Source organism: Variovorax sp. OK605 (assembly GCF_900115445.1).
In the GTDB taxonomy this organism is placed as follows: Bacteria; Pseudomonadota; Gammaproteobacteria; order Burkholderiales; family Burkholderiaceae_C; genus Variovorax.
The window spans coordinates 172698-199045 of sequence record NZ_FOWL01000002.1; the positions used below are offsets into that span (position 1 = coordinate 172698).

General features: G+C 67.5%; 23 protein-coding genes and 1 tRNA gene. 15 read left to right on the forward strand and 9 right to left on the reverse strand.

Annotation, left to right across the window (positions count from 1 at the left end):
* Window positions 1-777 (forward strand): ABC transporter ATP-binding protein, encoded by a 777-nt coding sequence (locus BM013_RS05190; RefSeq protein WP_371268835.1) that lies wholly within the window; start codon window positions 1-3, stop codon window positions 775-777.
* An 84-nt stretch (window positions 778-861) separates the two neighbouring features.
* Here the strand turns inward: BM013_RS05190 and BM013_RS05195 are convergent, their stop codons facing one another.
* Both BM013_RS05195 and BM013_RS05200 read right to left on the reverse strand, forming a co-directional pair.
* Window positions 862-1839: a Bug family tripartite tricarboxylate transporter substrate binding protein gene (locus BM013_RS05195; protein WP_093123726.1), complete on the reverse strand. Its 978-nt coding sequence runs from the start codon at window positions 1837-1839 to the stop codon at window positions 862-864.
* An 86-nt stretch (window positions 1840-1925) separates the two neighbouring features.
* Window positions 1926-2990, reverse strand: coding sequence for a CDP-6-deoxy-delta-3,4-glucoseen reductase (locus BM013_RS05200; RefSeq protein WP_093123729.1), 1065 nt, complete (start codon window positions 2988-2990; stop codon window positions 1926-1928).
* Window positions 2991-3070: 80 nt separating this feature from the next.
* Here BM013_RS05200 and BM013_RS05205 point away from each other — a divergent pair, with 80 nt between their 5' ends.
* Complete coding sequence (locus BM013_RS05205) at window positions 3071-4003, forward strand: NAD-dependent epimerase/dehydratase family protein (RefSeq protein WP_093123731.1); 933 nt, start codon at window positions 3071-3073, stop codon at window positions 4001-4003.
* Window positions 4004-4134: 131 nt separating this feature from the next.
* On the opposite strand, the gene BM013_RS05210 is transcribed toward BM013_RS05205, so the two are convergent.
* A tRNA-Leu gene (locus BM013_RS05210) sits at window positions 4135-4219 on the reverse strand.
* A 42-nt stretch (window positions 4220-4261) separates the two neighbouring features.
* Between BM013_RS05210 and cysM the strand changes: the two genes are divergently transcribed.
* From cysM to BM013_RS05225, 3 genes are all read left to right on the forward strand, one after another.
* Window positions 4262-5164, forward strand: a complete 903-nt coding sequence (gene cysM / locus BM013_RS05215) for a cysteine synthase CysM (RefSeq protein ID WP_093123734.1) — start codon at window positions 4262-4264, stop codon at window positions 5162-5164.
* A 95-nt stretch (window positions 5165-5259) separates the two neighbouring features.
* Window positions 5260-5835 carry an NUDIX domain-containing protein gene (locus BM013_RS05220; protein ID WP_093123736.1) on the forward strand — a complete coding sequence of 192 codons (576 nt, stop codon included), beginning with the start codon at window positions 5260-5262 and terminating at the stop codon, window positions 5833-5835.
* Entirely contained in the window at window positions 5825-6058 is a 234-nt protein-coding gene (locus BM013_RS05225) for a sulfurtransferase TusA family protein (RefSeq protein ID WP_093123739.1), read from the forward strand. Before BM013_RS05220 ends, BM013_RS05225 begins: the two co-directional genes overlap by 11 nt.
* Window positions 6059-6130: 72 nt before the next feature.
* Here BM013_RS05225 and galU read toward each other — a convergent pair whose 3' ends face one another.
* Window positions 6131-7021: a UTP--glucose-1-phosphate uridylyltransferase GalU gene (gene galU / locus BM013_RS05230; RefSeq protein WP_093123741.1), complete on the reverse strand. Its 891-nt coding sequence runs from the start codon at window positions 7019-7021 to the stop codon at window positions 6131-6133.
* Window positions 7022-7144: 123 nt separating this feature from the next.
* Window positions 7145-10024 carry a valine--tRNA ligase gene (locus BM013_RS05235; protein WP_093123744.1) on the reverse strand — a complete coding sequence of 960 codons (2880 nt, stop codon included), beginning with the start codon at window positions 10022-10024 and terminating at the stop codon, window positions 7145-7147.
* Window positions 10025-10130: 106 nt separating this feature from the next.
* Here BM013_RS05235 and yaaA point away from each other — a divergent pair, with 106 nt between their 5' ends.
* The 4 genes from yaaA to queF are packed head-to-tail and all read left to right on the forward strand — an operon-like array spanning window position 10131 to window position 13562.
* The gene (yaaA, locus tag BM013_RS05240; protein WP_093123746.1) at window positions 10131-10913 is read left to right on the forward strand and encodes a peroxide stress protein YaaA; all 783 of its coding nucleotides are present in this window, start codon (window positions 10131-10133) and stop codon (window positions 10911-10913) included.
* A complete protein-coding gene (locus BM013_RS05245) occupies window positions 10913-11755 on the forward strand; it encodes a 2OG-Fe(II) oxygenase (protein WP_093123749.1) in 843 nt (280 codons plus the stop codon). Before yaaA ends, BM013_RS05245 begins: the two co-directional genes overlap by 1 nt.
* Before the next feature lie 35 nt (window positions 11756-11790).
* Window positions 11791-12693 carry an alpha/beta hydrolase gene (locus tag BM013_RS05250; protein WP_093123752.1) on the forward strand — a complete coding sequence of 301 codons (903 nt, stop codon included), beginning with the start codon at window positions 11791-11793 and terminating at the stop codon, window positions 12691-12693.
* On the forward strand, window positions 12690-13562 hold the full coding sequence (gene queF / locus BM013_RS05255) for an NADPH-dependent 7-cyano-7-deazaguanine reductase QueF (protein WP_093123754.1): 873 nt from the start codon (window positions 12690-12692) through the stop codon (window positions 13560-13562). The genes BM013_RS05250 and queF overlap by 4 nt, the downstream gene beginning before the upstream one ends.
* Before the next feature lie 50 nt (window positions 13563-13612).
* Here queF and BM013_RS05260 read toward each other — a convergent pair whose 3' ends face one another.
* Genes BM013_RS05260 through BM013_RS05270 form a run of 3 tightly spaced genes read right to left on the reverse strand, consistent with a single transcriptional unit; the run spans window position 13613 to window position 18533 of the window.
* Window positions 13613-14590 (reverse strand): DUF6708 domain-containing protein, encoded by a 978-nt coding sequence (locus tag BM013_RS05260; RefSeq protein ID WP_143098231.1) that lies wholly within the window; start codon window positions 14588-14590, stop codon window positions 13613-13615.
* Window positions 14587-17646, reverse strand: a complete 3060-nt coding sequence (locus tag BM013_RS05265) for a T6SS effector BTH_I2691 family protein (protein ID WP_093123760.1) — start codon at window positions 17644-17646, stop codon at window positions 14587-14589. Before BM013_RS05265 ends, BM013_RS05260 begins: the two co-directional genes overlap by 4 nt.
* Window positions 17643-18533: a DUF4123 domain-containing protein gene (locus BM013_RS05270; protein ID WP_093123763.1), complete on the reverse strand. Its 891-nt coding sequence runs from the start codon at window positions 18531-18533 to the stop codon at window positions 17643-17645. The genes BM013_RS05265 and BM013_RS05270 overlap by 4 nt, the downstream gene beginning before the upstream one ends.
* A gap of 375 nt (window positions 18534-18908) precedes the next feature.
* On the opposite strand from BM013_RS05270, the gene BM013_RS05275 reads away from it, so the two are divergent.
* From BM013_RS05275 to BM013_RS05300, 6 genes are all read left to right on the forward strand, one after another.
* Window positions 18909-19814 carry an SDR family NAD(P)-dependent oxidoreductase gene (locus BM013_RS05275; RefSeq protein WP_093123766.1) on the forward strand — a complete coding sequence of 302 codons (906 nt, stop codon included), beginning with the start codon at window positions 18909-18911 and terminating at the stop codon, window positions 19812-19814.
* A 156-nt stretch (window positions 19815-19970) separates the two neighbouring features.
* Window positions 19971-20861 (forward strand): LysR family transcriptional regulator, encoded by an 891-nt coding sequence (locus tag BM013_RS05280; protein ID WP_093123769.1) that lies wholly within the window; start codon window positions 19971-19973, stop codon window positions 20859-20861.
* Between the two features lie 13 nt (window positions 20862-20874).
* On the forward strand, window positions 20875-21762 hold the full coding sequence (locus BM013_RS05285) for a LysR family transcriptional regulator (protein WP_093123772.1): 888 nt from the start codon (window positions 20875-20877) through the stop codon (window positions 21760-21762).
* Window positions 21763-21872: 110 nt separating this feature from the next.
* Window positions 21873-23027: a mandelate racemase/muconate lactonizing enzyme family protein gene (locus BM013_RS05290; RefSeq protein ID WP_093123774.1), complete on the forward strand. Its 1155-nt coding sequence runs from the start codon at window positions 21873-21875 to the stop codon at window positions 23025-23027.
* Window positions 23028-23114: 87 nt separating this feature from the next.
* Window positions 23115-24119 carry a Bug family tripartite tricarboxylate transporter substrate binding protein gene (locus tag BM013_RS05295; protein WP_093125144.1) on the forward strand — a complete coding sequence of 335 codons (1005 nt, stop codon included), beginning with the start codon at window positions 23115-23117 and terminating at the stop codon, window positions 24117-24119.
* 132 nt (window positions 24120-24251) lie between these two features.
* Window positions 24252-24959, forward strand: a complete 708-nt coding sequence (locus BM013_RS05300; protein ID WP_093123777.1) for an arylmalonate decarboxylase — start codon at window positions 24252-24254, stop codon at window positions 24957-24959.
* 26 nt (window positions 24960-24985) lie between these two features.
* Here the strand turns inward: BM013_RS05300 and BM013_RS05305 are convergent, their stop codons facing one another.
* Window positions 24986-26335, reverse strand: a complete 1350-nt coding sequence (locus BM013_RS05305; protein WP_093123779.1) for an MmgE/PrpD family protein — start codon at window positions 26333-26335, stop codon at window positions 24986-24988.
* Window positions 26336-26348 lie beyond the last annotated feature (13 nt).

Sequence of the window (26348 nt, forward strand, 5' to 3'; positions counted from 1 at the left end):
ATGAGCACCGCAACCATGAGCGAACAAGCAACCGTGTCGAATGCCGCAACAGCCAGGACGGCCGGCAAGACGCTGCTGAAAGTCAGCGGCCTGAAGGTCGGCTACGGCGGCATCCAGGCCGTGAAGGGCGTGGACTTCGAGGTGCGCGAGGGCGAGCTGGTCTCGCTGATCGGCTCCAACGGCGCCGGCAAGACCACCACCATGAAGGCCATCACCGGCACGCTGCCGGCCGGGGCCGGCCACATCGAATTCATGGGCCGCAGCATCAAGGGCCGCGGCGCGTGGGACCTGGTGAGCGAGGGCCTCGTGATGGTGCCGGAAGGCCGTGGCGTGTTCACGCGCATGACCATCACCGAGAACCTGCAGATCGGCGCCTACATCCGCAAGGACAAGGCCGAGATCGCCAGCGACATGGAGCGCGTGTTCGTGACCTTCCCGCGCCTGCGCGAGCGCAAGGACCAGCTGGCCGGCACCATGTCGGGCGGCGAGCAGCAGATGCTGGCCATGGGCCGTGCGTTGATGGCGCGCCCCAAGGTGCTGCTGCTGGACGAGCCCACCATGGGCCTGTCGCCCATCATGTGCGACAAGATCTTCGAGGTGGTGCAGACCGTGGCCTCGCAGGGCGTGACCATCCTGCTGGTGGAGCAGAACGCCAACCGCGCGCTGCAACTGGCCGATCGCGGCTACGTGATGGAGTCGGGCCTGATCACCATGAACGGTGAAGCCAAGGCCCTGCTGAGCGACCCGCGCGTGCGGGCTGCCTACCTGGGCGAGTAACCCCAACCTGCCGGGCCGCGGGTATCGCCCCCTGCAAGGCCTGCAAGGGGGGCGAAGCGACACGAAGTGCGCGCAGCCTGGGGGTCAGTCCACCTTTGCGCCGGTGGACTTGACCACGGCTTCGTACTTGGTGAGTTCGCTCTTCATGAACGCGCCGAACTGCTCGGGCGAGCTGGCCACCGGCTCGGCCAGCAGGCCGGCGAAGCGGGTCTTCGTTTCCGGCGCGTTCAACGCAGCCACGAATGCCTGGTTCAGCTTCACGACCACGTCGTGCGGCGTGCCGGCCGGGGCGACCAGACCCCACCACGTGTCGATCGAGAAGCCCTTGAGCGTGTCGGCAATGGGCGGCACGTCGGGCAGCGAGCTGCTGCGCTGGAGCGTCGTCACGGCAATCGCCTTCAACTTGCCCGAGCGGATGTTCGGCGCGGCGGTGGCGAGGTTGTCGAAGTTGAAGTCGACCTGGCCCGAGATCAGCGCCAGCTGTGCCGGGCTGCCGCCGTTGTACGGAATGTGCAGCGCGAAGATGCCCGCTTCCTTCTTGAACAGCTCGCCCGCCAGGTGGCCGGCGCTGCCGTTGCCGCCGCTGCCGTAGTTGAGCTTGGCGGGGTTGGCCTTGGCGTAGCGGATCAGGTCGGCCACGCTGTTGATGTTCAGGCGCTTGGCCGTGTCGGCGTTCATCACCAGCACGTTGGGCACGCGGACCATCTGCGTGATGGGCGCGAAGTCGGTCGCCGCGTTGAACGGGATCTTGTTGTAGAGCCACGGGTTCACCGCATTGGTGGCGGTGGCCGCGATGCCGATGGTCAGGCCGTCGGCGGGCGCCTTGGCCACGATGTCGGCACCGATGTTGCCGCCCGCGCCGGGCTTGTTGTCGATGATGACCGGGCCCAGCGTGTCTTTTACGCGCTCGGCGAGGATGCGCGCCGTGTTGTCGATCGGGCCGCCGGCCGCGTACGGAACCACGAGGCGGATGGGGCGCTGCTGCTGGGCCAGGGCCTGGCCGGTGCCCATCAGGGCGGTGGCGCTGGCGAGCAGGGTGAGAAGGAAGTGTCTCGTCTTCATTGTTGTGGTGTCTTCAGGGAACGTCAGGGGAATTCAGGAGAGCCTCCGTAGAGAGAGGCCAGAGGCCAGAGAGGCTCGGCAGCGCTTCAGGGCAGGGCCTTGTCGGCCTCGGTGGTGAACGCGTCGGCAAAGAACTCTTCTTCGGGCAGGCCCGCCAGCGCCACGTAGTCGCGCTTGGCCGAGTCGACCACGATGGGCGCGCCGCAGGCATACACCTGGTGGCCCGACAGGTCGGCGAAGTCTTCCAGCACGGCCTGGTGGACGAAGCCGGTGCGGCCGGTCCAGTTGTCGTCGGGCGTGGCGTTGGAGACGACGGGCACGTAGCGCAGGTGCGGCATCTTCGCCATCTGCTCGCGCAGCCAGGCGTCCATGTACAGGTCTTCGGGGCGGCGGCCGCCCCAGTAGAGCGACACGGGCCGCGCGATGGCCTTGAACTGCATGTGCTCCAGCAGCGCCTTGATCGGCGCGAAGCCCGTGCCCGAGGCCAGCAGGACGATCGGCCGGTCGGAGTCCTCGCGCAGGAAGAAGCTGCCGAACGGGCCTTCGATGCGCAGGATTTCCTTTTCTTTCATCGTGCCGAACACGTGGTCCGTGAACTTGCCGCCGGGCATGTGCCGCAGGTGCAGCTCGATGCCCGTGCCCGGCACGCCGACCGTGTGCGGTGCGTTGGCCATCGAATAGCTGCGGCGCGCGCCGTCGCGCAGGATGAATTCCACATACTGGCCCGCATGGAACTGCAGCGGCTCGCCGGCCGGCAGTTGCAGGCGCACCATCATCACGTCGTGCGACAGGCGCGAGAGGCCCTGCACCCGCACCGGCATCTTGCGGATCGGCATCGCCCCGGCCTCGGTGACCTGGCGCGACTCGAGCACCACGTCGCTCGTGGCGTGGGCGCAGCAGGTCAGCACGAAGCCGGCGAGCTGCTCCTCGGCGCTCAGGGCTTTGCTCTGGTGCGGCCCGAGGGTGACCTCGCCCGAGAGCTTCTTGCACTTGCAGGAGCCGCAGGCGCCGTCCTTGCAGCCGTAGGGGAGGCCGATGCCTTGCCGGATGCCGGCCGCGAGGATGGTTTCGTCGCCGTGGACCACGAAATGGCGGCCGCTGGGTTCGACGGTGATGGAAAAGCCCGCGTCGTGCGGCGCTGTAGCAGTCATCGGTATTCTTCGGGGGGTAAAACTCTGCCCGGCCTGCGTGCAGCGCCGGGATCAACTGAATTCGGACAGGAACCTCGATTTTGCCCTCAATCAATAGCCCCTCCGGCGCCTTACCGGCCCGGTTCCGCCGCGAGCGCCTGCTGATCGTCGGTTGCGGCGACGTCGGACAGCGCGTGGCGCGCGACCTGCGCGGGCGCATGCAACTGGTGGCGCTCACGTCGTCGGCCGGGCGGGTCGAGGGCCTGCGCGCCGCCGGCATCCGGCCCCTGGTGGGCAACCTGGACCACACGGCCACCCTGCGCCGGCTGGCGGGCATCGCCACGCGGGTGCTGCACCTGGCGCCCCCGGCGCGCGACGGCGGCGCCGCCTGGTGGCGCGACCAGCGCACCACCGGCCTGGCGCGCGCCCTGCGGCTGCGCTCGGCGCCCTCGACCTTCGTCTACGGCTCGACCAGCGGCGTCTACGGCGACTGCGGCGGCGCCCGCGTGAGCGAAACCCGCGGCGTGCGCCCCGACACCCCGCGCGCCCATCGCCGCGTGGACGCCGAGCGCGCCGTGCGCTGGCTGGGCCGCAGCGCGGGCATGCGCGCCAGCATCCTGCGCATTCCGGGCATCTACGCGCCCGACCGCGCCAACGGCACCCCGCGCGCGCGCCTGGAGCGCGGCACGCCGGTGCTGCGGCGCGAGGACGACGTCTATACCAGCCACATCCACGCCGACGACCTGGCGCGCGCCTGCGTGGCCGCGCTGTTCCGCGGCAAGCCGCAACGCATCGTGCATGCCGCCGACGACACCGAGCTGCGCATGGGCGACTACATCGACCTGGCCGCCGACCTCTACGGCATGCCCCGCCCGCAGCGCCTGGCGCGCGACGAGGCCGAGCGGCAACTGCCGGTGCAATTGCTGAGTTTCATGGGTGAATCGCGCCGCCTGGACAACACCAGGCTCAAGCGCGAGCTGCGCGTGCGACTGGCGCACCCGACGGTGCACACGGGTCTGCGCGAGACAACCTGATCTGGGGGGAGGGAAGGGGCCCTTCCAGCAGCAGTGCGGAGCCGGATCCGCCGGGCCGCTGGCGTTGCCCCCGGTAGGCGATAGCTCAGCGGCACGAAGTGCGCGAAGCCTGGGGGCTGGGGAGCCAAATGTGGTGCCCGGGGCCGGAATCGAACCGGCACACCTTTCGGTGGGGGATTTTGAGTCCCCTGCGTCTACCAATTTCACCACCCGGGCAGGGTTCTGAAGCAAGCCCAAAATTATGGCACAGTGGCTGGCATGAATTATCCGACGATCGAAGACGCCATCGGCAAGACCCCCCTGGTCGCCCTGCAACGCATCAACGCGGCAGAAAACGCCAAGCGCGGCAATGTGATTCTCGGCAAGCTCGAAGGCAACAACCCCGCCGGTTCGGTGAAAGACCGGCCGGCTCTCTCGATGATCAAGCGCGCCGAAGAGCGCGGAGAGATCAAGCCCGGCGACACCCTGATCGAAGCCACCTCCGGCAACACGGGCATTGCGCTGGCCATGGCCGCGGCCATCAAGGGCTACCGCATGGTGCTCATCATGCCGGAGGACCTCTCCGTGGAGCGCGCCCAGACCATGAAGGCCTTCGGCGCCGAGCTCGTGCTCACACCCAAGAGCGGCGGCATGGAATACGCGCGTGACCTGGCCGAGCAGATGGTCACGCAGGGCAAGGGCCGCGTGCTCGACCAGTTCGCCAACCCCGACAACCCGCGCATCCACTACGAGACCACCGGCCCCGAGATCTGGGCCGACACCAAGGGCAAGATCACGCACTTCGTGAGCGCCATGGGCACCACCGGCACCATCACCGGCGTGTCGCGTTTCCTGAAGGAGAAGAACCCCGCCGTGCGCATCATCGGCGCGCAGCCGGCCGAAGGCTCGCGCATTCCGGGCATCCGCAAGTGGCCGGCCGAGTACATGCCGAAGATTTTCGACCCGAGCCGTGTCGACCAGGAAATCAGCGTGAGCCAGGACGACGCCGAGGAAATGTGCCGGCGCCTGGCGCGCGAGGAAGGCATCTTCGGCGGCATCTCCGCGGCCGGCGCGCTGTGGGCGGCGCTCGAGGTGTCGAAGACGGTCGAGAACGCCACCATCGTGTTCGTGGTCTGCGACCGCGGCGACCGGTACCTGTCGACCGGCGTGTTCCCCGCCTGAGCCCGGCTGAGCCCGGCTGAGCGCACTCCAACCAAGCTGACGCGGTACCCGCCCCGGGCGCCGCGGCGGCGATCACAAGAAGAAAAGAGACTCCCATGCCCCATCCCAAGTTCTGCCAGGTCTGTGCCACGCCGCTCGAGTGGATCGCCCTGATGGAAGACGGCGGTCCCAAGGAGCGCCTGCGCTGCCCCAACTGCGGCCACACGCACTGGAACAACCCCACGCCCGTGCTCGCGGCCATCGTCGAGTACCGCGGCCAGGTGCTGCTGGCGCGCAACGCGGCCTGGCCGGGCAAGATGTTCGCGCTGATCACGGGCTTCATGGAGGCCGGCGAGACGCCCGAGGAGGGCATCGCGCGCGAGGTGAAGGAAGAAACCAACCTCGACGTGAGCGCGGCCAAGCTTGTCGGCGCCTACGACTTCCAGCGCATGAACCAGATCATCATCGCGTACCACGTGGTGGCCGACGGCGAGGTGAAGCTCTCGCCCGAGCTGGTCGACTACCGCCTCTACGACCTGCCGGACCTCAAGTGCTGGCCCGCCGGCACCGGCTACGCATTGGCCGACTGGCTGCGCACGCGCGGCCACGAGCCGGTGTTCTTCACCGCGGCCGAGAACGAAGAGCGCCGCCGCGGCCTGAACCTGCCGCCGGAGCCAGGCAATGCAAGTTGAAGTCGACCGCGAGCTCGACACGCGCGGGCTGAACTGCCCGCTGCCCATCCTCAAGGCGAAGAAGTCGCTCAACGAGATGGCGAGCGGCCAGCTGCTGAAGGTGGTGTCGACCGACCCCGGCTCGATCCGCGACTTCCAGGCTTTTGCACGCCAGACCGGCAATGAGCTGGTGGCGCAGGAGACGGTGGGCAGCGATTTCATCCACGTGTTGAAGCGCCGCTGAACACGAAAAAAGGGCCGCTGTTGCGGCCCTTTGCTTTGAAGCACTTCAACAAGGAAGCGCTGCAGGAAGAAACTACAGCTTCAGGCTCTTGAGGTACTCGCGGAATTCCGCGCCCACTTCGGGGTGCGCCAGCGCCAGTTCCACCGACGCCTGAAGGAAGCCTTCCTTGCTGCCGCAGTCGTAGCGGATGCCCTTGTACGAATAGGCGTAGACCGATTCCTTCTTCATCAGCGCCGCGATGCCGTCGGTCAGCTGGATCTCGCCGCCCGCGCCCTTGGGCTGGTTGCGGATCTCGTTGAACACACCCGGCGTGAGGATGTAGCGGCCCGCCACGCCCAGGCGCGAAGGGGCGTCTTCGGGCTTCGGCTTTTCGACCATCTTGCTGACCTTCACCAGGCCTTCTTCGACGGTGTCGCCGGCCACGATGCCGTAGCGCTTGACGTGCTCCAGCGGCACTTCCTGCACCGCCAGCAGCGAGCCGCCGAGGCGGGCGAAGGCGGCGGTCATCTGTGCCAGCACCGGTTCACCGCCCGCGGGGCCGACCATCAGGTCGTCCGCCAGCAGCACGGCGAAGGGCTCGTTGCCCACCAGGTGCTCTGCGCACAGCACCGCGTGGCCCAGGCCCAGCATGCGCGGCTGGCGCACGTAGGAGCAGGTCATGTCGTCGGGCATCACCGAGCGCGCGATGTTCAACAGGGCGGTCTTGCCGCTGGCCTCGAGCTGGCTTTCGAGCTCGTAGGCGGTGTCGTAGTGGTCCTCGATGGCGCGCTTGTTGCGGCCGGTCACGAAGATCATGTCGCGGATGCCGGCGGCATAGGCCTCTTCGACGGCGTACTGGATCAGCGGCTTGTCGACCACCGGCAGCATCTCCTTGGGCTGTGCCTTGGTGGCGGGCAGAAAGCGGGTGCCAAAGCCCGCAACGGGAAATACAGCCTTGCGGATACGTGTCGGTGGAGTGGACATGGGCAGGTCGGCTCAGGTTCGTTGGAAGATGTAAATCAGTGTGCCGGAACGGCAGGCAATCGCAAGCAATTCGCAAGCAATTGCCGAACCAGCATCCTAAACGCCGGTGATTTCGCCCGTCTGTCAGCCGAGGCGCACAAGCTGGTCGCGCAGGCGTTCCAGCGTCGCGGTGAAGTCGGCCAGGCGCTTGCGCTCCTGGTCGATCACGGCCGGCGGGGCCTTGGCCACGAAGGCCTCGTTGCCCAGCTTGCCGTGCACCTTGGCCACTTCGCCCTCGATGCGTGCAATTTCCTTGCCGATGCGCAGTTTTTCGGCCGCCTTGTCGATCTCCATGTGCAGGCAGAAGCGCGTCGCGCCCACCACCGCCACCGGGGCCGCTTCGGCCGCGGCCTGCCAGGAGGCCTCGTCGTCGAAGACCTTCACTTCCTTGAGCTTGGCCAGCGCCTGCAGCACCGGCGCCGCTTCGCGCAGGAAGGCCGCGCCCTCGGCGTCGTCGGCCACCGCGTACAGCGGCAGGCGCATGGCGGGCGACACGTTCATCTCGCCGCGCAGCGTGCGGCAGGCGTCCACCAGGCTCTTGAGCCGCGCCACATGGGCCTCGGCCTTCTCGTCGATCTTCTCCGGCTGGCTCTGCGGATACGCCGCCACCATGATCGACTCGCCTTCACGGCCCGCGACCTTCGACACCTTCTGCCACAGCTCTTCAGTGATGAACGGGATCACCGGGTGCGCCAGGCGCAGCAGCGTCTCGAGCACGCGAATGAGGGTGCGGCGCGTGGCGCGCTTCTGCGAGTCGTCGCCGGTCTGGATCTGCACCTTGGCAATTTCCAGGTACCAGTCGCAGAACTCGTCCCAGGCGAACTGGTAGATCGCGTTGGCCACGTTGTCCAGGCGGTACTCCTCGAAGCCCTTGGCCACGTCGGCTTCCACGCGCTGCAGCTGCGACACGATCCAGTGGTCGGCGCGGCTGAACTTCAGGTAGCCGTGGGCCGGGCCGCCGACCTTGCAGTCTTCCTTGGTGTGCTCCAGCAGGCCGCAGTCCTGGCCTTCGCAGTTCATCAGCACGAAACGCGTGGCGTTCCACAGCTTGTTGCAGAAGTTGCGGTAACCCTCGCAGCGCTTGGAGTCGAAGTTGATGCTGCGGCCCAGCGACGCCAGCGAGGCGAAGGTGAAGCGCAGCGCATCGGCGCCGAAGGCCGGAATGCCGTCCGGGAATTCCTTCTGCGTGTTCTTGCGCACGGCCGGTGCCGTCTCGGGCTTGCGCAGGCCCTGCGTGCGCTTGTCGAGCAGCTGGGGCAGCTCGATGCCGTCGATCAGGTCGACCGGGTCGAGCACGTTGCCCTCGGACTTGCTCATCTTCTTGCCCTGCGCGTCGCGCACCAGGCCGTGGATGTACACGTGCTTGAACGGCACCTTGCCCATGAAGTGCTTGGTCATCATGATCATCCGGGCGACCCAGAAGAAGATGATGTCGTAGCCCGTCACCAGCACGGTCGAGGGCAGGTACAGGTCGAGGTCCTGCGTCTTCTCGGGCCAGCCCAGCGAAGAGAAGGGCACCAGCGCCGACGAGTACCAGGTGTCGAGCACGTCCTCGTCGCGCGTGAGCTTCTTGCCGGGCGCCTTGGCCTGTGCGTCGGCCTCGTTCTCGGCCACGTACACCTTGCCGTCCTCGTCGTACCAGGCCGGGATCTGGTGGCCCCACCAGAGCTGGCGCGAGATGGTCCAGTCCTGGATGTTCTCCATCCAGTGGTTGTAGGTGTTGACCCAGTTCTCGGGCACGAAGCGCACCTCGCCCGACTTCACCACGTCGATGGCCTTCTGCGCGATCGACTGGCCGTCGGCCCCGGGGCGCGTCATGGCCACGTACCACTGGTCGGTGAGCATCGGCTCCACGATGGCGCCCGAGCGTGCGCAGCGCGGCACCATCAGCTTGTGCTTCTTCACCTCGACGAGCAGGCCCAGCGCTTCCAGGTCGGCCACGATGGCCTTGCGCGCCACGAAGCGGTCCATGCCGCGGTACTTCTCGGGCGCGTTGTCGTTGATGGTGGCGTCCAGCGTGAGCACGCCGATCATCTCGAGCTTGTGGCGCTGGCCGACGGCGTAGTCGTTGTAGTCATGCGCGGGCGTGACCTTCACCACGCCGGTGCCGAATTCCTTGTCGACGTAGTCGTCCGCAATGATCGGGATCAGCTTGTCGACCAGCGGCAGGCGCACGCGCTGGCCGATCAGGTGCTTGTAGCGCTCGTCTTCGGGATGGACCATCACGGCCGTGTCGCCGAGCATGGTCTCGGGCCGGGTGGTGGCCACGGTCAGCGTGCCGCTGCCGTCTTCCAGCGGGTAGGCGATGTGCCAGAGCGAGCCGTCTTCCTCTTCGCTTTCCACCTCCAGGTCGCTCACCGAGGTCTTCAGCACCGGGTCCCAGTTGCCCAGGCGCTTGCCGCGGTAGATCAGGCCTTCCTCATAGAGCTTCACGAAGGTGTGCGTCACGACCTTGGAGAGGTCGTCGTCCATCGTGAAGTACTCGCGGCTCCAGTCCACCGTGTCGCCCATGCGGCGCATCTGCTCGGTGATGGTGTTGCCCGACTTCTCTTTCCATTCCCACACGCGCGCCACGAAGTTCTTGCGGCCCAGGTCGTGGCGGCTGACCTTCTGCTCCTGCAGCTGGCGCTCCACCACGATTTGCGTCGCGATGCCCGCGTGGTCGGTGCCCGGCACCCACACGGTGTTGTCGCCCTTCATGCGGTGGTAGCGCGTGAGGCTGTCCATGATCGTCTGGTTGAACGCATGGCCCATGTGCAGCGTGCCCGTCACATTGGGGGGCGGCAGCTGGATGGCGAACGCGTCGGCGCCGTCCTTGGGTTGCTGCGTGCCGCGGTAGCCGGCCTTGGCATAGCCGCGCTTTTCCCATTCCGGGCCCCAGTGCGCCTCGATGGCGGCGGGTTCGAACGATTTCGACAGGCTGTCGAGGCCGGGTTGGGCAGGGGGGGTGATGGGTTCGCTCATGGGGAATGCAAAACGGCACCCTCGGGTGCCGTTGGTGACAAAGGTGGGATTGCCGGGGATTTTACCGGGGCCGCTCCGCGTCACGGGCGCCACTCATAATTCCGGGATGCTGTTCCTGCTCTCCCCTGCAAAGTCGCTCGACTACGACACCCCGGTCCCCTCCGAAATCCCCGCCACCCAACCCCATTTCGAGTCCCCGCGCGGCCCCTCGGTCGAGCTCATCAAGCTGCTGCGCGAGAAGTCGCCCCAGCAGATCGCCGAGCTCATGCACCTGTCGGACAAGCTCTCCGCCCTGAACGTGGCCCGCTACGAGGCCTGGTCGAGCAAGAGCACCGAGAAGAACGCCCGCCAGGCCGCCTTCGCCTTCGACGGCGACGTGTACGGCGGCCTCGACGCCCGCACGCTCACCCAGGCGCAGCTGGGCTGGGCCCAGGAGCACGTGTGCATCCTCAGCGGGCTGTACGGCCTGCTGCGCCCGCTCGACCTGCTGCAACCCTACCGCCTCGAAATGGGCACGCCACTGGCCAACCGCCATGGCAAGGACCTGTACGCCTTCTGGGGCTCGCGCATTGCCGAGCACCTGAACGAGCGCCTGGCGGCCGACCGCACGCCGGTGGTCGTCAACGTGGCCTCGCAGGAGTACTTCAAGTCGGTCGACAAGAAGGTGCTCAAGGCCCGTGTGGTCGAATGCGTGTTCGAGGAGTGGAAGGGCGACAAGTACAAGATCGTCAGCTTCTTCGCCAAGCGCGCCCGCGGCCTGCTGGCCCGCTGGGCCGTGCTGCACAAGGCGGCCACCCCCAAGGCACTGGAAAAGTTCGACCTCGAGGGTTATGGTTTCGTTGCAGAGGTGTCAACGGCCGAAAGGCTGGTGTTCAGGAGGAAAGTCTGATGTCCCAACCGATCAGTCCGGAACTGCGCGAGTGGCTGGTAGCCCAGCTCGCGGCCGGGCACTCGGTGCCAGCGTTGCGCGCGTCCATGCGCGCGGCCGGCTGGCACGATGCCGCCGCCGACACGGCGCTGGCCCAGCTCGAAGCCGGCTTCCCGAATGTGGAAGCGGCGCTGCCGTCCGTGCGCACCGAAATGCCGGGCCCCGACCTCGACGGTGCGCCGCTGTACCTCGACGCCGGCGACCGCCGCGTGCAGGTGCTGCAGACCATGCGCCATCCGCGCGTGGTGGTGTTCGGCAACCTGCTGTCGGGCGAGGAGTGCGAAGGCCTGATCGCCGCCGCGCGCGTGCGCCTGGCGCGCTCGCTCACCGTCGAGACCCGCACCGGCGGCGAGGTGTTGAACGTCGACCGTACCAGCGACGGCATGTTCTTCGAGCGCGGTGAGAACGAGATCGTCGCGCGCCTCGAGCAGCGCATCGCCATGCTGCTGCGCTGGCCGCTCGAATTCGGCGAAGGCCTGCAGATCCTGCGCTACGCCCCCGGCGCGCAGTACCGCCCGCACTACGACTACTTCGACCCCGGCGAGCCCGGCACGCCCACCATCCTGAAGCGCGGCGGCCAGCGCGTCGCCACGCTCGTGATGTACCTGCAGGAGCCCGAAGGCGGCGGCGCCACCACCTTCCCCGACGTGGGCCTGGAGGTGGCACCGGTGCGCGGCACCGGCGTGTTCTTCAGCTACGACCGGCCCGACCCCGTCACCCGCACGCTGCACGGCGGCGCGCCGGTGCTGGCGGGCGAGAAGTGGGTCGCCACCAAGTGGCTGCGCGAGCGCGAGTTCAAGTAGATCCCGACGAACAAATCCCGCCGAACAAGGAAGCGATGAAAGTCACCGCCAACGGGCTGCAGATCGAGGTCGACGACACCGGTGGCGAGGGGCGCCCCGTCATCCTGCTCATCATGGGCCTGGGCATGCAGCTGGTGGCGTGGCCCACCGGCTTCGTGCAGCAGCTGGTCGATGCGGGCTTTCGCGTGGTGCGCCACGACAACCGCGACATCGGCCTGAGCCAGGGCTTCGACCACGTGGGCACCGGCAACGTCGTGTGGGAAACCATCCGCCACCGCCTCGGCCTGAAAGTGCGCTCGGCCTATACGCTGCAGGACATGACGCTCGATTCGCTCGGCGTGCTCGACGCGCTGGGCATAGAGAAGGCCCACATCGTCGGCGCCTCCATGGGCGGCATGATCGCCCAGCGCCTGGCCGCCCACGCGCCCCGGCGCGCCACCAGCCTCGTGAGCGTCATGAGTTCGAGCGGCGCGCGCGGCCTGCCCGGTCCGCGCCGCGAAGTCACGCGCATGCTCATGCGCCGCCCGCTGGGCCGCGGCGAGGCCGAGCTGGTCGCGCACAGCATCCGGCTGCTGCGGCTCATCCAGAGCCCGGCCTACCCGCAGACCGACGAAGAACTGGCCGAACGGCTCACCTTCAGCATGCGGCGCTCCTACCATCCGGCCGGCCTGATGCGGCAGATGCTCGCCATCGGCGCCGACGCCGAGCGGCCCCAGGTGCTGCCGCGCATCCAGTCGCCCACCCTGGTGCTGCACGGCGATGCCGACGCGCTCGTGCCCATCGCCTGCGGCGAAGACACCGCGAAACGCATTCCGGGCTCGCAATTCATTGCCGTGCCCGGCATGGGCCACGACCTGCCACCCGAGGTGTGCACCATCCTCGCCCAACACATCGCTGCGTTCGCGCACGCGGCGGATGCCAGACAAGCCAAGCCATGAGCACAGACCCCAACTCCAACCCCAACACGCCTGAACAGTCGCAACTCGGCCGCGCCTCGGCCTACGCCGACCGCTACGACCCCACGCTGCTGTTCCCCATCGCGCGCGCCACGCAGCGCGAGGCCATGGGCATCAAGCCCGATGCCTTGCCCTTCTTCGGCGCCGACCTCTGGACCGCCTTCGAGGTGAGCTGGCTCAACCTGCGCGGCAAGCCGCAGCTGGCCATCGCGCACTTCACCATTCCGTGCGAGACGCTCAACATCATCGAGAGCAAGAGCTTCAAGCTCTACCTCAACAGCTTCAACAACAGCGCCTTCGCGACCGTGGACGAGGTGCGCGAGCGCCTGCGCACCGACCTGGCCGAAGCCGCATGGCGCGGCAGCGACCGTTCGGGCGGCATCGGCGTGACGCTGCTGGCACCCGACATGTTCGATCGCGAACCGGTGCACGAACTCGACGGCCTCGACCTCGACCGCCTCGACATCGAGTGCACCCACTACCAGCCCGCGCCGGAGCTGCTGAGCAGCGACACCGCGCAGGTGCACGTCAACGAAACCCTCACCAGCCGCCTGTTGAAGAGCAACTGCCTCGTCACCGGCCAGCCCGACTGGGGCAGCGTGCAGATCCGCTACAGCGGTCCGCCCATCGACCAGGCCGGGCTGCTCGCGTACATCGTGAGCTTTCGCAACCACAACGAGTTCCACGAGCCGTGCGCCGAGCGCATGTTCACGGACATCTGGAACCGCTGCAAGCCGACCAAGCTCGCGGTGTATGCGCGCTACACGCGCCGCGGCGGACTGGACATCAACCCGTTCCGCACGAGCTGGCCGCAGGCGCTGCCGGGGAACATCCGGACGGCGCGGCAGTAGGTCCGGCTGATGCGGCGGGCGTTGGCCGCACGGCATGCCACCGTTCGCGTCTAGCTCTCGGAGCTCTTGGGTCGGGCGCGCAGTTCGTTGGTCGTGTCTGCTTCGACATCGGCGGGGGTCATCGGCGCGCCGAGCGCTTCCGTGATCTCTCTTGGCCATGAGACGGTTTGCGCCGTCCAGACCACGAAGCGATTGACGATGAGGAACACCGCGAAAAGCGGCAAGACAAGGTGCTGCCACAGCTGTGTCCAGGGAAACTCCTTCCAGTCGCGCCAGTAGTCCTTGCGGCGCTGCCTGAGTGCTTCGATCATGTCGAAGCCTTTGCCCTTGATGGGAGGCGCTTCATTGGCAATCAGCGGAGGCATGTCCGCTTCCATGTACCCGCGGATGTATTCCCACATGGCCCCGGGGAACTCAACCTGTGGGAGGACGAACCAGTCCACGATGGTGGGGTCCGTCTCGCTTGCTCGAACCAGAAAAAGCAGGTGGCAGGTTCGTCGCACGCTGGTGGTGCTGCCACCCAGCTTGGCGTGCAATTCGCAGTCCACCAAAGACCAATCGGCCATGCGTGCTTCAACGGTGGACGGACCGAAAAGGAAAAAGCGCTTTCGCCGGCCTTGATGCACGTAGCAAACCTTGCGGCGGGCGCGGTCGAAATAGATCGGTTGTTCGCTGGGACTGAACATCTCGAAGTAAACACCGACGAGAAAAAGACTCCAGATAGTCAACACATTCAGCACGAAGAAAACGTAGGCACCATCAATTAGGTTTCTATACACGCCATGACCGAAGAATCGAATGGTCACGAGTGCACCGAGCAACCCTATCGTAGAAACATACCCCCCCGCTGCAACCAGCGATCCACCATTGAGTTCAATCGCATTCCGATAAACACCACTCAGCCGTGCCTGATGCCCTGCTTGTCCGCTGCTCGGCAAGCGCTTGTCGAAGCGCTGGAGTAACCCCGAAATCAGAATTTCCTGTCGTGCATCATCAGTACTGATGCCGCTGGTGTTGAATCCAATCACAGAATGCCTCCACCCCAGCCATCGCCCATCGGGTTGCTCGGCGGTGGGTCATGGCGTCCAGGATCGGGATATCGCAGCGCCTTGCGCTTTGCATCCTCTTGTGCCTCCGCTTCATATTCGATGGCCATGAGCCAAGCTCCTTCGGCGCTGGCCTTCTCGAAGCGCTTCACCTCGTCCTTGCCAAAATAGCAGCGGCCGGCCCAACGTTGGTAGGAATCGCGTTCGCTGACAACCGCGTAGACATAGCTGCCAATACCAACAAGCAGCAAAACGAGGCCTACGCCTGACACAACGCTTGCTACCGCGGCGGCTGCGCCAACGACTGCTGCCTCGGTCGCAACAGCACCAGCCAGGCGCAAGACGACGTGTTTGGCGACCGCGCGAGTCACGACCCCCTTTGTGGCCGCATCGGCTCCTGTGACCATGCTGGTAGTTGCCAATAAAGAAAAGGAAATGCCGGAGTACGCATAGTTGCGCGAAGCCACAGCGTCGCCCTCCCTCTCCGCCCCATCCGCCTTCTTGAGCATCAAGCACGCGTTGATAGCCCCGCCAAACACCCCAGTCAGCGCAGCCGCGGTCCGCAACACCGCCAACCGCGTACTCACCTCCACCAGGTGTTCGCCTCCCTTCTTCACGATCAACGCCGCCTTGTGCGCAGCGGCCAGGCGCTCCGCGCTCGCACCCAGAAAGCCACCCAGGCTGTCGGCCGCGCCGAGCGCGGCCTCGTTGATCCTGTCCTGATCGCGCTGGCTCTTGTTGAGTTCAGCCAGCAGTTGCGGCAAGCCCTGGTACAGACCCAGGAACTGCACCAGCATCGCACCCATGGCCAGGCGCCCGTCGACGCTGTTGAGACCCAGCTCCTTCTTGACGGCCTGCCGCCGCATGACCTCGGCCACTTCTTCTGGCGTGAGGGGCTGGTCGACCCGCAGCCGGCTCATGCGGAGCTGGAGATCTTCGAGGCTGCGCGCCGCTGTGCCGCCCGTGGGCGCGACGTTCACGCGTTGGCCCGCCAACTGCTCGGCCCTGGTCCGACCTTCCTGTACCGAGAGCGCGGTTTCCACGTCGGTGATCACCTGCAGTTCGACGGTGTTGCCGTGCGCCACGACGATGGTGGGTTGTCCCTTGGGCACATAGCCGTTGAGCATGTGCAAGGCCGTCTTCGCGTCCACCCGGGTCTTGATCAGCAGCGCGACCGAAAGCGCGGCCTTGTTGCCGCCGCCGGGCCGGGTCGCCTCGACCACCAGTTCCAGCTGTTGTTGGGCCGCAGTGAGCCTGGACAGCAGTGCAAGGTATTTCTTGAGCTTGCCGGATGACGGTGTCGGCGATTTGCCCGAGGCCAGCGCCAGGAGCTGCAGCACACCCGCTGCGCTTGCTGCCAGTCCGCCCGCCGAGAGCGCCAAGAGGTGCGGGTGCAGCCAGTTCAGGCGCTGCCCGAGTTCGTGGGTCACCACGCCCTTGAGCAGGTCGTATGTCTTGTCACGGCTGTCACCTTCGGAGCGGTCCGCCGTGCCGACGAGGATGGCTTGCACCTTGTCGATCGCCGACTTCTGGTTGCCGAACATCGCACGAAGCGCAATGGCACGCGGCTCGGTGATGTCGGCGTCCAGGATCAAGCCCGTCCAACGCTCGGCGTGCCGATGGACGAGCGGCTGCGGAAAGTGGACCAGATCGCTCTCCGATGCGTAGATCAGGCCGGAAGATGCGCGGGCCGTGAGTTTGCCGGCATCGTTTTCGTCGAAGTGGTGCTTGAAGCAGCCCCGCAGCGGTTCCCCGTCGATCGCGCAGATCCAGTCGGCCTCGTAGGGCGCCAGTGCATCGGCAAGCCGCTTTTCGACGTCGGCGCGCTGGGCAGGCCAGGCCGTGTAGCGCGCCATGTCGAGCTGGTCGGTGATCTTGCGCCAGTTGCGCTCGCCCAGCATCCGGCCCCGGTTCTCCAGGCGGCTGCCGATCGCTCCAGCCTCGGGACCGACAGGTGTCATGTGCCCGGCCCGGCTGCCGTCAGCGGCATAGGCGCCGTCGGCGTCGGGCTTCCATTCATAGGGCACGCCCCGGCCTTCGACGCTGTTCCACTGCTTCTGCGAGGCGCGGCTGCCCCACTCGCGCGACTGGCGCATGCCCGCGACGACGATCGATTTGCGCAAGCCTTCCAGGGTGGTGTGGCAGGCTTCGGATCGCACCCATTCGTTGTTTCCATTCCACTCCTGCTGGTTGGCCCGGTTCTTCGCCACGCGAATGCCGTTGAGGTCCGCCGCCAGGCCCACGGGGTCGGGAATGGCGAGCACGAACTCCCTGCCCGCGGTCAGGGGGTGTCCCGCGGCCTGCCTTCGCATGACGCCCGCCAGGCTGCCAGCCTGTCCATAGGTCTTGTCGTGGTCGCCGTTGTAGAAGGGCGTGGCAGGCTCGGTACCACCCGAGGTGACGTTGATGCCGGTCTTGGTGCCACCGTGATCGAACGAGCGCAACGCGAAATCGGCGACGTGCTGCCGGATGGACATGGCATCGGCCTTGAAGGCGTTGGGAACACCTCCCAAGAGCGCCAACGGATCGATCTTCACCATGCCGGCCGCCGCCGCATTTGCCTGCACACGTCGGCGCATCGCATCGTTCCACCAGTTCATGCTGAAGCCGATCCACACGGGGCCGGCACTCTCCGGGTTGTCCTCCGGCAACTGGATGCACAAGGTGCGCAGGTCGTGCGGGTGCGAGTCATTCTTGCCGCAGGCGAAGCTGGATGCCTTGTCGGCCCAACTGATTTCCGATTCGGGGATCAGCGCGCCGCTCTCATGCACGCGGAAGGCCTGCCACGCCTTGGCCAGTTGCCGCGGTTTTCGGGTGTACCAGGCGTAGACGAAGCCTCCACGGCGCAGCATGCGCAGGGCGTGGCGGCTAGCTTGCAGCGGGGGCAGCTTCAACGCCTTGACGCTCGCCTCGTGAGTCAGCAGCCCGGCCGCCTCGGCGGGAGCGAACGCTGCGTCGCTGGCGATGGCGGTAGCGCGCACCAACAGGATCGAGAGGCCGATCTTGTGGTCGCAAATGTTGCAGGGCAGGTCGCTCATGCGGGTCTTTCTTCGGGTCGGCGCCAGTGATCCGGAGGCTTGCCTGTCCACTCGGGCCTGTGGAGGTCCATGCCGTCGCTCAGGCGCTGGTGGAAGCGCGCAACGGTCTTGATGAGGCGGTCCAGGTCCGGCCAGTGCTCGAAGGCCGGGTCGATCAAGGCCTCGGCGGCATAGGCGCCCTGGTCTTGCGCATGGCGCACGCCGCGCTGCCCGGCGATACGCACCTTGTCGAGCACGAGCGCCAGGGCGTTCTCAGGCAAGGGAAATGCACTGCGAAGCCAGCGGGCGACGGCAAGATTGACGGCCATGCTCCGGTCGAGCAACCCCGAGTGCACCGCTGCGGCTGGCAGCGCCTGAAAGCCCGGGACACCCGGCGCGCCCTGCAGGGTCTGGAGGACGAGGTTGTGGTCGAGGTAGCACCAGCGTTCGACGCCTTTCAGGCCGGAGCTCCAGTCGATGCCGGCGCGTTGATGCAGCAGGTGCAGCACACGCCGGTCTTGCAGGCGGGCCAACCCGGGTGAACCATCGCTGCCGCGGAAATGCATCAGAAGAGCAAGCTGCCGCGCCAGCGCATGGCCACTGCGTTCGCCATGAGGCCGGACCCAGCCTCCGATACGGTAGACACCGGTGCCGATGGCACAGGCGTTGAGATGCTCCTGCACGGCCCATTCGATGCTCGTGGTCAGCCAGGGATCGTTTCCCTCGTTGAATTGCACGAGGTAAGGGAAATTCACCTCGGTGAAGCGGCGGTATTCACTGGAATGAAGGGTGTGGACCGGCCGTTGCCAGACCGCCTCCCGGGCGTGCCGAACACCGTCCCCGAAGGCAGCGCCGGCGCTCTCGTCGAGTTCGACGCCGGGCGGATCGCCGTGGTCGGGGTCGATCAACAGATATGCAGGGCCTGCGCCGAATTGCTCGGACAGCCGGGATGCGAGCGAGGCGGTCAGCGAGGGCGGTGGACTGTCCCATGGCCAGGAGAGAGCCGTGACGGAAGTGGCAAGGGGGTGAGGCATGCGCTGGAGATGTGATGGACGCTGTCCAAAAGTCTGAAGCGCATGCCGCGGCATCATTGAAAACGATGGTCAAACGGCCGCCGAATCCCGCAACCAACACGGCAGACCGTGGAAAGTTCACAGGGCAACCACGCGAGCGGGTTTGCCTGAAGCCCCTCTTCGGAAACCCCAAACCCGCTCCCACCCGCCCTGTGGCATTCTGGATTTCCCCCGCGAACCCGCGGGCGAATGAACATCCGGAGCACAGACATGGTTGAAGGAAAAGTGGTCGTCGTCACGGGCGCGGGCGGCGGCATCGGGCGCGACATCGCATTGGCCATGGCGGCCCACGGCGCGAAGGTGGTGGTCAACGACATCGGCGCGGCGCTCGACGGCGCTGGCGGCAGCGCGGGCCCCGCGCAGCAGGTGGTCGACGAGATCCGCGCGGCCGGCGGGCAGGCCGTGCCCAGCACCGACAACGTGGCCGACGCCGCCAGCGCCGCGCACATCGTGCAGTGCGCGCTCGACAGCTTCGGGCGCATCGACGCGGTGGTCAACAACGCGGGCATCCTGCGCGACCGCTTCTTCCACAAGATGTCGGTCGACGAATGGGACTCGGTGCTCAAGGTGCACCTGTACGGCTCGTACCACGTGAGCCGCGCGGCGGCCACGCACTTCAAGGAACAGAACGCGGGCGCGCTGGTGCACATGACCTCGACCTCGGGGCTCATCGGCAACTTCGGCCAGGCCAACTATTCGGCGGCCAAGCTCGGCATCGTGGCGCTGTCGAAGTCGATCGCGCTCGACATGCAGAAATTCAACGTGCGCTCCAACTGCATCGCGCCCTTCGCGTGGAGCCGCATGATCGGCGCGATTCCCACCGACACCGACGAGCAGCGCGCCCGCGTCGACAAGATCAAGCAGATGACGCCCGCCAAGGTCGCGCCGCTGGCCGTGTACCTGGCAAGCGATGCGGCGGGTGCGGTCAACGGGCAGATCTTCTCGGTGCGCAACAACGAGATCTCGCTCATCAGCCAGCCACGCCCGGTGCGCTCCATCCACCGCGCCGAGGGCTGGACGCCGCAGAGCATCGCCGAGCACGCCATGCCGGCGATGCGCGCGAGCTTCTTCCCGCTCGACCGTTCGGCGGACGTGTTCAGCTGGGATCCCGTCTGAAGGCTGTGACGGCTGTGACGGCTGTGACGGCTGTGACGGCTCGGATGGCTCTGACCGCCGCAATGGCCGCGGCGGCCTGAGGACAAACCCGCAAGCAGCGCGCAGCGCCATTCGCCGGACAATGCGCGTTCCCTCCCTCTTACGTGCCCGCACCCGGTGAACCTGCATTTCGACCTGTTCGACCTGAAACTGTTCGTCTACGTGGCGGACGCGCACAGCCTCACGCGCGGCGCCGAGAAGGCCTGCATCTCGCTGGCCGCCGCCTCCACCCGCATCAAGCAGATGGAAGAGGCCGTGGGCGGCAAGCTGCTGCACCGCAGTGCGCAGGGCGTGAGCCTCACGGCCGCGGGGCAGGCGGTGCTCTACCACGCCAAGCGCGTGATGCAGCAGATGGAGCACCTGCGCTGCGACATGCAGGACTTCGGCAAGGGCATCAAGGGCCACGTGCGGGTGTTCGCCAACACCACCTCCATCACCGAGTACCTGCCGCAGAAGCTCGCGGGCTTTCTCACGCAGCACCCCGCGGTGCAGGTCGACCTGCGCGAATACCTGAGCGAGGAAATCGTGCGCGCCGTGGCCGACGGCGAGGCCGACATCGGCATCCTGGCCGGCGACGTGCACACCGGCGACTTCGACGCGCGTGCCTTCGGCAGCAACCAGCTGGTGCTGGTGGTGCCCACCACGCACCACCTGGCGGGCGCGCCGTCGGTGGCCTTCGCCGACACGCTCGACGAGCAGCACGTGGGCCTGCACCACGGCAGCGCCATCCACCGCTTCCTGCAGCGCCGCGCCGAGCTCGCGGGCCGCGGCTTCAACCCGCGCATCCAGGTCAGCAGCTTCGAGGCCATCTGCCTGATGATCGAAGCGGGCGTGGGCGTCGGCGTGCTGCCGGCCTCGTCGGCGCAGCGGCTGTCGATGGCCATGCGCATCTCGACCGTGGCGCTCAGCGACGCATGGGCCGAGCGCGAGCTCAAGCTCATCGCACGCAACCGCGAGCAGCTGCCCGCGTCGGCGCGCGAGCTGTTCGACCACCTCGTGGCGTCCTGAAGGCGCGCACCCGATGTCCGCCGACCTCAAGTCGCTGCGCCTGTTCGTGACCGTGGCCGACCACGGCAGCATCAGCGAGGGCGCCAAGCGCTGCCACATCGCGTTGGCCGCGGCCAGCAAGCGCATCTCCGACCTCGAAGCCCGCGCGCGCTTGCCGCTGCTGGTGCGCCATGCGCGTGGCGTCACGCTCACTTCGGCGGGCCACGGCCTGCTGCTGCATGCGCGCGCCGTGCTCTCGGCCATGGACCGCCTGGGCGCCGAGCTCGACGATTTCCAGAACGGCGTGGCCGGCGTGGTGAGCATCACGGCCAATGCCTCGACCATCGCGCAGTTCCTGCCCGCGCAGATCGGCTCCTTCCTGCGCCTGCACCCGGTGCTCAAGATCGACCTGCAGGAGCGCGCCAGCACCGAGGTGGTGAAGGCCGTGCAGGCGGGCCTGGCCGACATCGGCGTGATCGAGGGCCAGACGCCCGCCGAGGGTCTCGAATGCCTGCCGTACCGTACCGACGAGCTGGCCGTGGTCATCGCGCGCGACCACCCGCTGGCGCGGCGCAAGCGCATCGGCGTCGAAGAGGTGCTGCGCCACGACCACATCGTGGTGCGCGAAGGCACGGCGCTGCACCGCGTGCTGCTGGCTTCCGCGCTGGAGGCGCAGGTGCCGCTGAAGGTGCGCATGCAGGTGGGCAGCTTCGACATGGTGTGCCGCATGGTGGAGCAGGGCATCGGCATCGGCGTGCTGCCCTACGCGGCCATCCTGCCGCAGCTGCAGATCCTGAAGCTGCGCTGCCTGAAGCTCGACGCGCCCTGGGCGCTGCGCCGCCACCTGCTGTGCGTGCGCAAGCAACAGGAGCTGACGGTGGCCGCGCGCTCGGTGCTGGAGCACCTCGGCCGGCCCGACTGAACGCGCCCGGCGTCGAGCCTTCGTGGCTCGCGAAGGCTCGATCCCGTCAAAAACGAATTGTTCTCCCGCGGCCCGCGCGCAAAGATGCGTGCAAACCAAAGGAGACAGCCTTGAAGATCGTTCGCGTCAGCGCCACGCCGCTGAACATTCCCGTCACCATCGACGTGGTCGGCATGAACAAGCAGACCTCGCTGTCGCTGTGCCTCACCGAGATCGAGACCGACACCGGCCTCGTCGGCCACGGCATGACGGCCATCACCGAAGAAGAGATCATTGCCGCCGCAGTGCGCGAGGTGGCCGGCCCCGCGCTGATCGGCGAAGACCCGATGGCCACCGAGCGCCTGTGGGACAAGCTCTACTGGCTGCTCTCGCCGCGCGGGCAGACCGGCTACGCGAGCCACGCCATCGCCGCGCTCGACATCGCGCTGTGGGACCTCAAGGCCAAGGCGCTGGGCCAGCCGCTGTGGCGCCTGCTCGGCGGCGCGCGGTCGAAGGTGCCGGTGTACGCCACCTTCGGCTTCGGCTTCTTCGAGCGCGACCAGCTCGCCGCCGCCGCGAAGCTGTGGGTGTCGCAGGGCTTCCAGCGCCTGAAGATGACGGTCGGCAACCACGCGCTGGCGCGCCGCGACGAGCCGCGCCCGCTCGACGAGGTCATTGCGGAGGACGTGCGCCGCGTGGCAGCCGTGCGCGAGGCGGTCGGCCCCGACGTGAAGCTCTACGTCGACGCCAACTGCGGCCTCGACCTGTTCCATGCGAGCGAACTGGCGCAGCGCATCGAGCCCTACGGCATCAGCTTCTTCGAGGAGCCGCTCACGCAGAACGACGTGCGCCAGATGGCGCAGCTGCGCGCGCGCACGCGCATTCCGCTGGCCTGCGGCCAGAACGAAGGCCTGGCCTTCCGTTTTCGCGACCTGCTGGTGAACCAGGCGGCGGACGTGCTCCAGCCCAGCGTGACCATCTCGGGCGGCTACTCGCAGTGCCTGAAGATCGCCGGCATGGCGCAGGCCTTCAACGTGCCCATCGACAACGGCGGCGCCTGGCCGTTCCACAACATGCACCTGCACGCGGGCGTGTCCAACGGCGGGCTGGTCGAGTACCACTACGTGGCGGTGCAGATGCTCAAGCAGATCTTCGACGGCCTGCCGGTGCCCGACCAGGGCTGGCTCACGCTGCCCGAGACGCCGGGCCTGGGCTTCACGCCCAACGCCGAACGCGTGCGCGAGCTGGCGAAGCTGCCGACCTCGCACGGCAAGGGCAAGGCCTGAGCCACGCGTCGCGACGCACCGACACTTCTCTTCACGACCAGGCCGCGCAGACGGCCGGCGACACCCGAAAAAGACAACGGAGACATGATGAAAACCAGACAAGTCCTTCGCCCGGCACGCCGGCATGCACTGCGCACCGCGGTGGTCCTGGGCCTCGCGGGCCTGCTCGCGGCGCCCATGGCCTGGGCCCAGAAGTACCCCGACAAGCCCATTCGCCTGGTGGTCGGCTATTCCGCCGGCGGCGGGGTCGACGCGGTGGCGCGGCTGCTCGGCGTGCGCCTGTCGGCCGCGCTGGGCCAGCAGGTGCTGGTGGAAAACCGCACCGGCGCCACCGGCCTCATTGCCGCGGAGTTCGTCGCCAAGTCGGCGCCCGACGGCTACACGCTGATGATGGGCGACAGCGCCTTGCTCATCGCCAAGCTGCTGCAGCCGAAGATCGGCATCGATCCGCTCACCAGCTTCAAGCCGGTGGCGGGCGCCTTCATTTCGCCGCTGATGATCGTCACGGGCAACGAATTCCCCGCGAAGACGCCGGCCGAACTGGTCAAGGAAATCAAGGCGCATCCGTCGCGCTACTCGTACGCCACCTCGGGCGTGGGCACGGTGCAGCACCTGGGCTTCGAGATGCTCAAGCAGGCCACCGGCAGCACCGTGGTGCACGTGCCGTACCGCGGCGCCGCGCAGATCGTGCCCGACGTGATCGGCGGGCAGATTCCCATCGGCGTGGTGAGCGCCACGGCCGGCATGGCGCAGGCCAAGGCCGGCAAGCTGCGCGCGCTGGCGCTGATGAACACGGCCAAGCTCGACGGCGTGGAAAACGTGCCGCCGCTGGCCGATGCATTGCCGGGCTTCGACGTGGCGCCGCGCATCTTCGTGCTCGCGCCGGCGGGCACGCCGAACGACATCGTCGACAAGCTGTCGTCGGCTGTGAAGTCGGTGCTCGACACGCCCGAGGCCGGCACGGCGGCGGCCGCGCAGGGCACGCTGCGCGCGTACGCCACGCCGGCCCAGCTGGGCAAGGACATGGCGGAGGAAACGACGCGATGGAAGCGGATCATCACCGAGCAACGCATCGTGGTCGAAGGCAGCTAGGCAGTCTGCAGCGGTGCGTTGGCAGGGCACTGTTCAGGGTGCGATCCCGCCATCGACGTGCTCGTGATCAAGCGCGGTCGTTGATCGCCCCGAACACGAGAACCAACAGCAAACGCAACAAGGACCATCGAAATGACACCCCCCCACCTGGGCCTGATAGTTCCACCGGCCGCCGGCGCCGTACCGGTGGACGGCCCGTTGCTCTACGGCGAACGCATCCGTTTCAGCGCGCGCGGCCTCGGCCTCGGCGAGATCTCCACGCGCGGGTACCTCGACGTGATCGATTCGGTCGTCGAGAAGGCCGTCGCGCTCAAGGAAGAGGGCGTGAGCGCGGTCTCGCTCATGGGCACCTCGCTGAGCTTCTTCCGCGGCGCGGATTTCAATCGCCAGCTCGAGGCCGAGATGGCGCGCGCCACCGGCCTGCCGTGCAGCACGATGAGCAACGCCATCGTCGGCGCATTGCGCCACCTGAAGGTGCGGCGCGTGGCGGTGGCCACGGCCTACATCGACGAGGTCAACGTGCACCTGCGCAAGTACCTGGAACAAAGCGACTTCGAGCCGTTGGGGCTCGAAGGGCTGTCGATCTCCGACGTGCAGGCCGTGGGCGAGGTGCCGACGCAGGTGCTGGTCGACCTGTGCCTCAAGGTGTTCGACGCGCAACCGGGCGCCGACGGCGTCCTGATCTCGTGCGGCGGGCTGGTCACGCTCGATGCGGTGCGCGAAGTGGAGGCGCGGCTGCAGGTGCCCGTGGTGTCGAGTTCGCCCGCGGGCTTCTGGGACCTGGTGCGCGCCGCGGGGCTCGATGCGCGTTCGCCCGGCCAGGGGCGGCTCTTCGCCTGACTTCGCCTGAGTTCGCCTGACGCGGCTCAGCCCAGCCAGCGGCCCACGCGCGGCGTGGCTTCCAGTTGCCAGACACGTTGGCACAGCGCCTTGGCCTCGTCGGCCGTCGCGCCTTCGCCGTAGTGCGCCAGGCGCTGCATCTTGTCCTCGATCTCCGCGCGGCTCAGGCTGTTGCCCGGATCGCCCTTGGGCTCGTCGACGCGGCCCTGCAGCGTGCGGCCGTCGGCGGTCTGCACACTGACCTTGCCGATCCAGCGCGCGGGGTAGGCGGTGTCGACCTCGGCGTCGAGTTCCATCGTCACCTTGTCGCGGAAGGCCGAGACTTCAGGGGCGAGAAAGTCGCGGTCGAACTCGCCGAGGCCCGCACGGCCGTGCACGGCAATCAGGCCCAGCACCGTGCCCATCGAGAACTTGCCCTGGTGAACCGTGGCCGGCACGTTCACGCGGCCCAGCACGTCGATGGCGCCCTGGTGCACATGCGTGGTCACGCGCGAGACGTCGGCGGGCCCGAGCTTGTTCTGCGTCATCACCTGCAGCAGCGCGTCGGCCGCGGGGTGCGTGTGGCGGCAGGAGGCGTGGTACTTGAACGAGGTCTCGGCCAGCGTCCAGCGCGTGCCCAGGCCGTCGGTGAGCCTGGCCGGGTCGGCGTCGCTCGACATGCCGACACCCAGGCCCTGCGCGCCTTCGAGGATCTTCGCGGCACCGGTGAAACCGTCCTGCGCGAGGTAGGCCGACATCAGCCCGCTGGATGCCGCGTGCGCGCAGTGCAGCTGCTTGGAGTCCGCCGCGTCGCGCAGGAACTCCCACACGCCGGCCGACTGCGTGCCCGCGGAACCGAAGGCATGCAGCATCTGCTGCGGCGTGAGCTGCAGCAACCGACCCACGGCTGCGGCTGCGGCAAGCGTGCCCGCCGTCGCGGTCGTGTGGAAGGTCCTGTAGTGCGAGCGGCCCAGGAATTCACCGACGCGAATGCCGACCTCGTAGCCCGCGACCACCGCCGTCAGCAGCTGCGCGCCGCTCGCGCCCACGCTCTGCGCCACGGCCAGTGCCGGTGCAATGACGACGGCGGCGGGGTGGAACACCGAGCCGTTGTGCACGTCGTCCTGCTCCACGAAGTGCGAGGCCGCCGCATTGACCAGCGCGGCGAACAGCGGCGAACTGGTGCGGCGCGAGGTCAGGATTTCGCTGGGCCCGTCGGCGGGGCCCATCAGCTGTGCGAAGCGCTCGATGCTGCGAATCGGCCGCGCGGTGCGCGCCGCGAGCACCGAGCCCAGCCAGTCGAGCATCAGGTCTTCGGTGCGGCGCAGCACGGGCGGCGGAATGCTTTTGAACTGCAGGCCGGCGGCAAAGTCTGCAAGGGTTCTGGATTCGTTCATGGTGAGGTGCTTC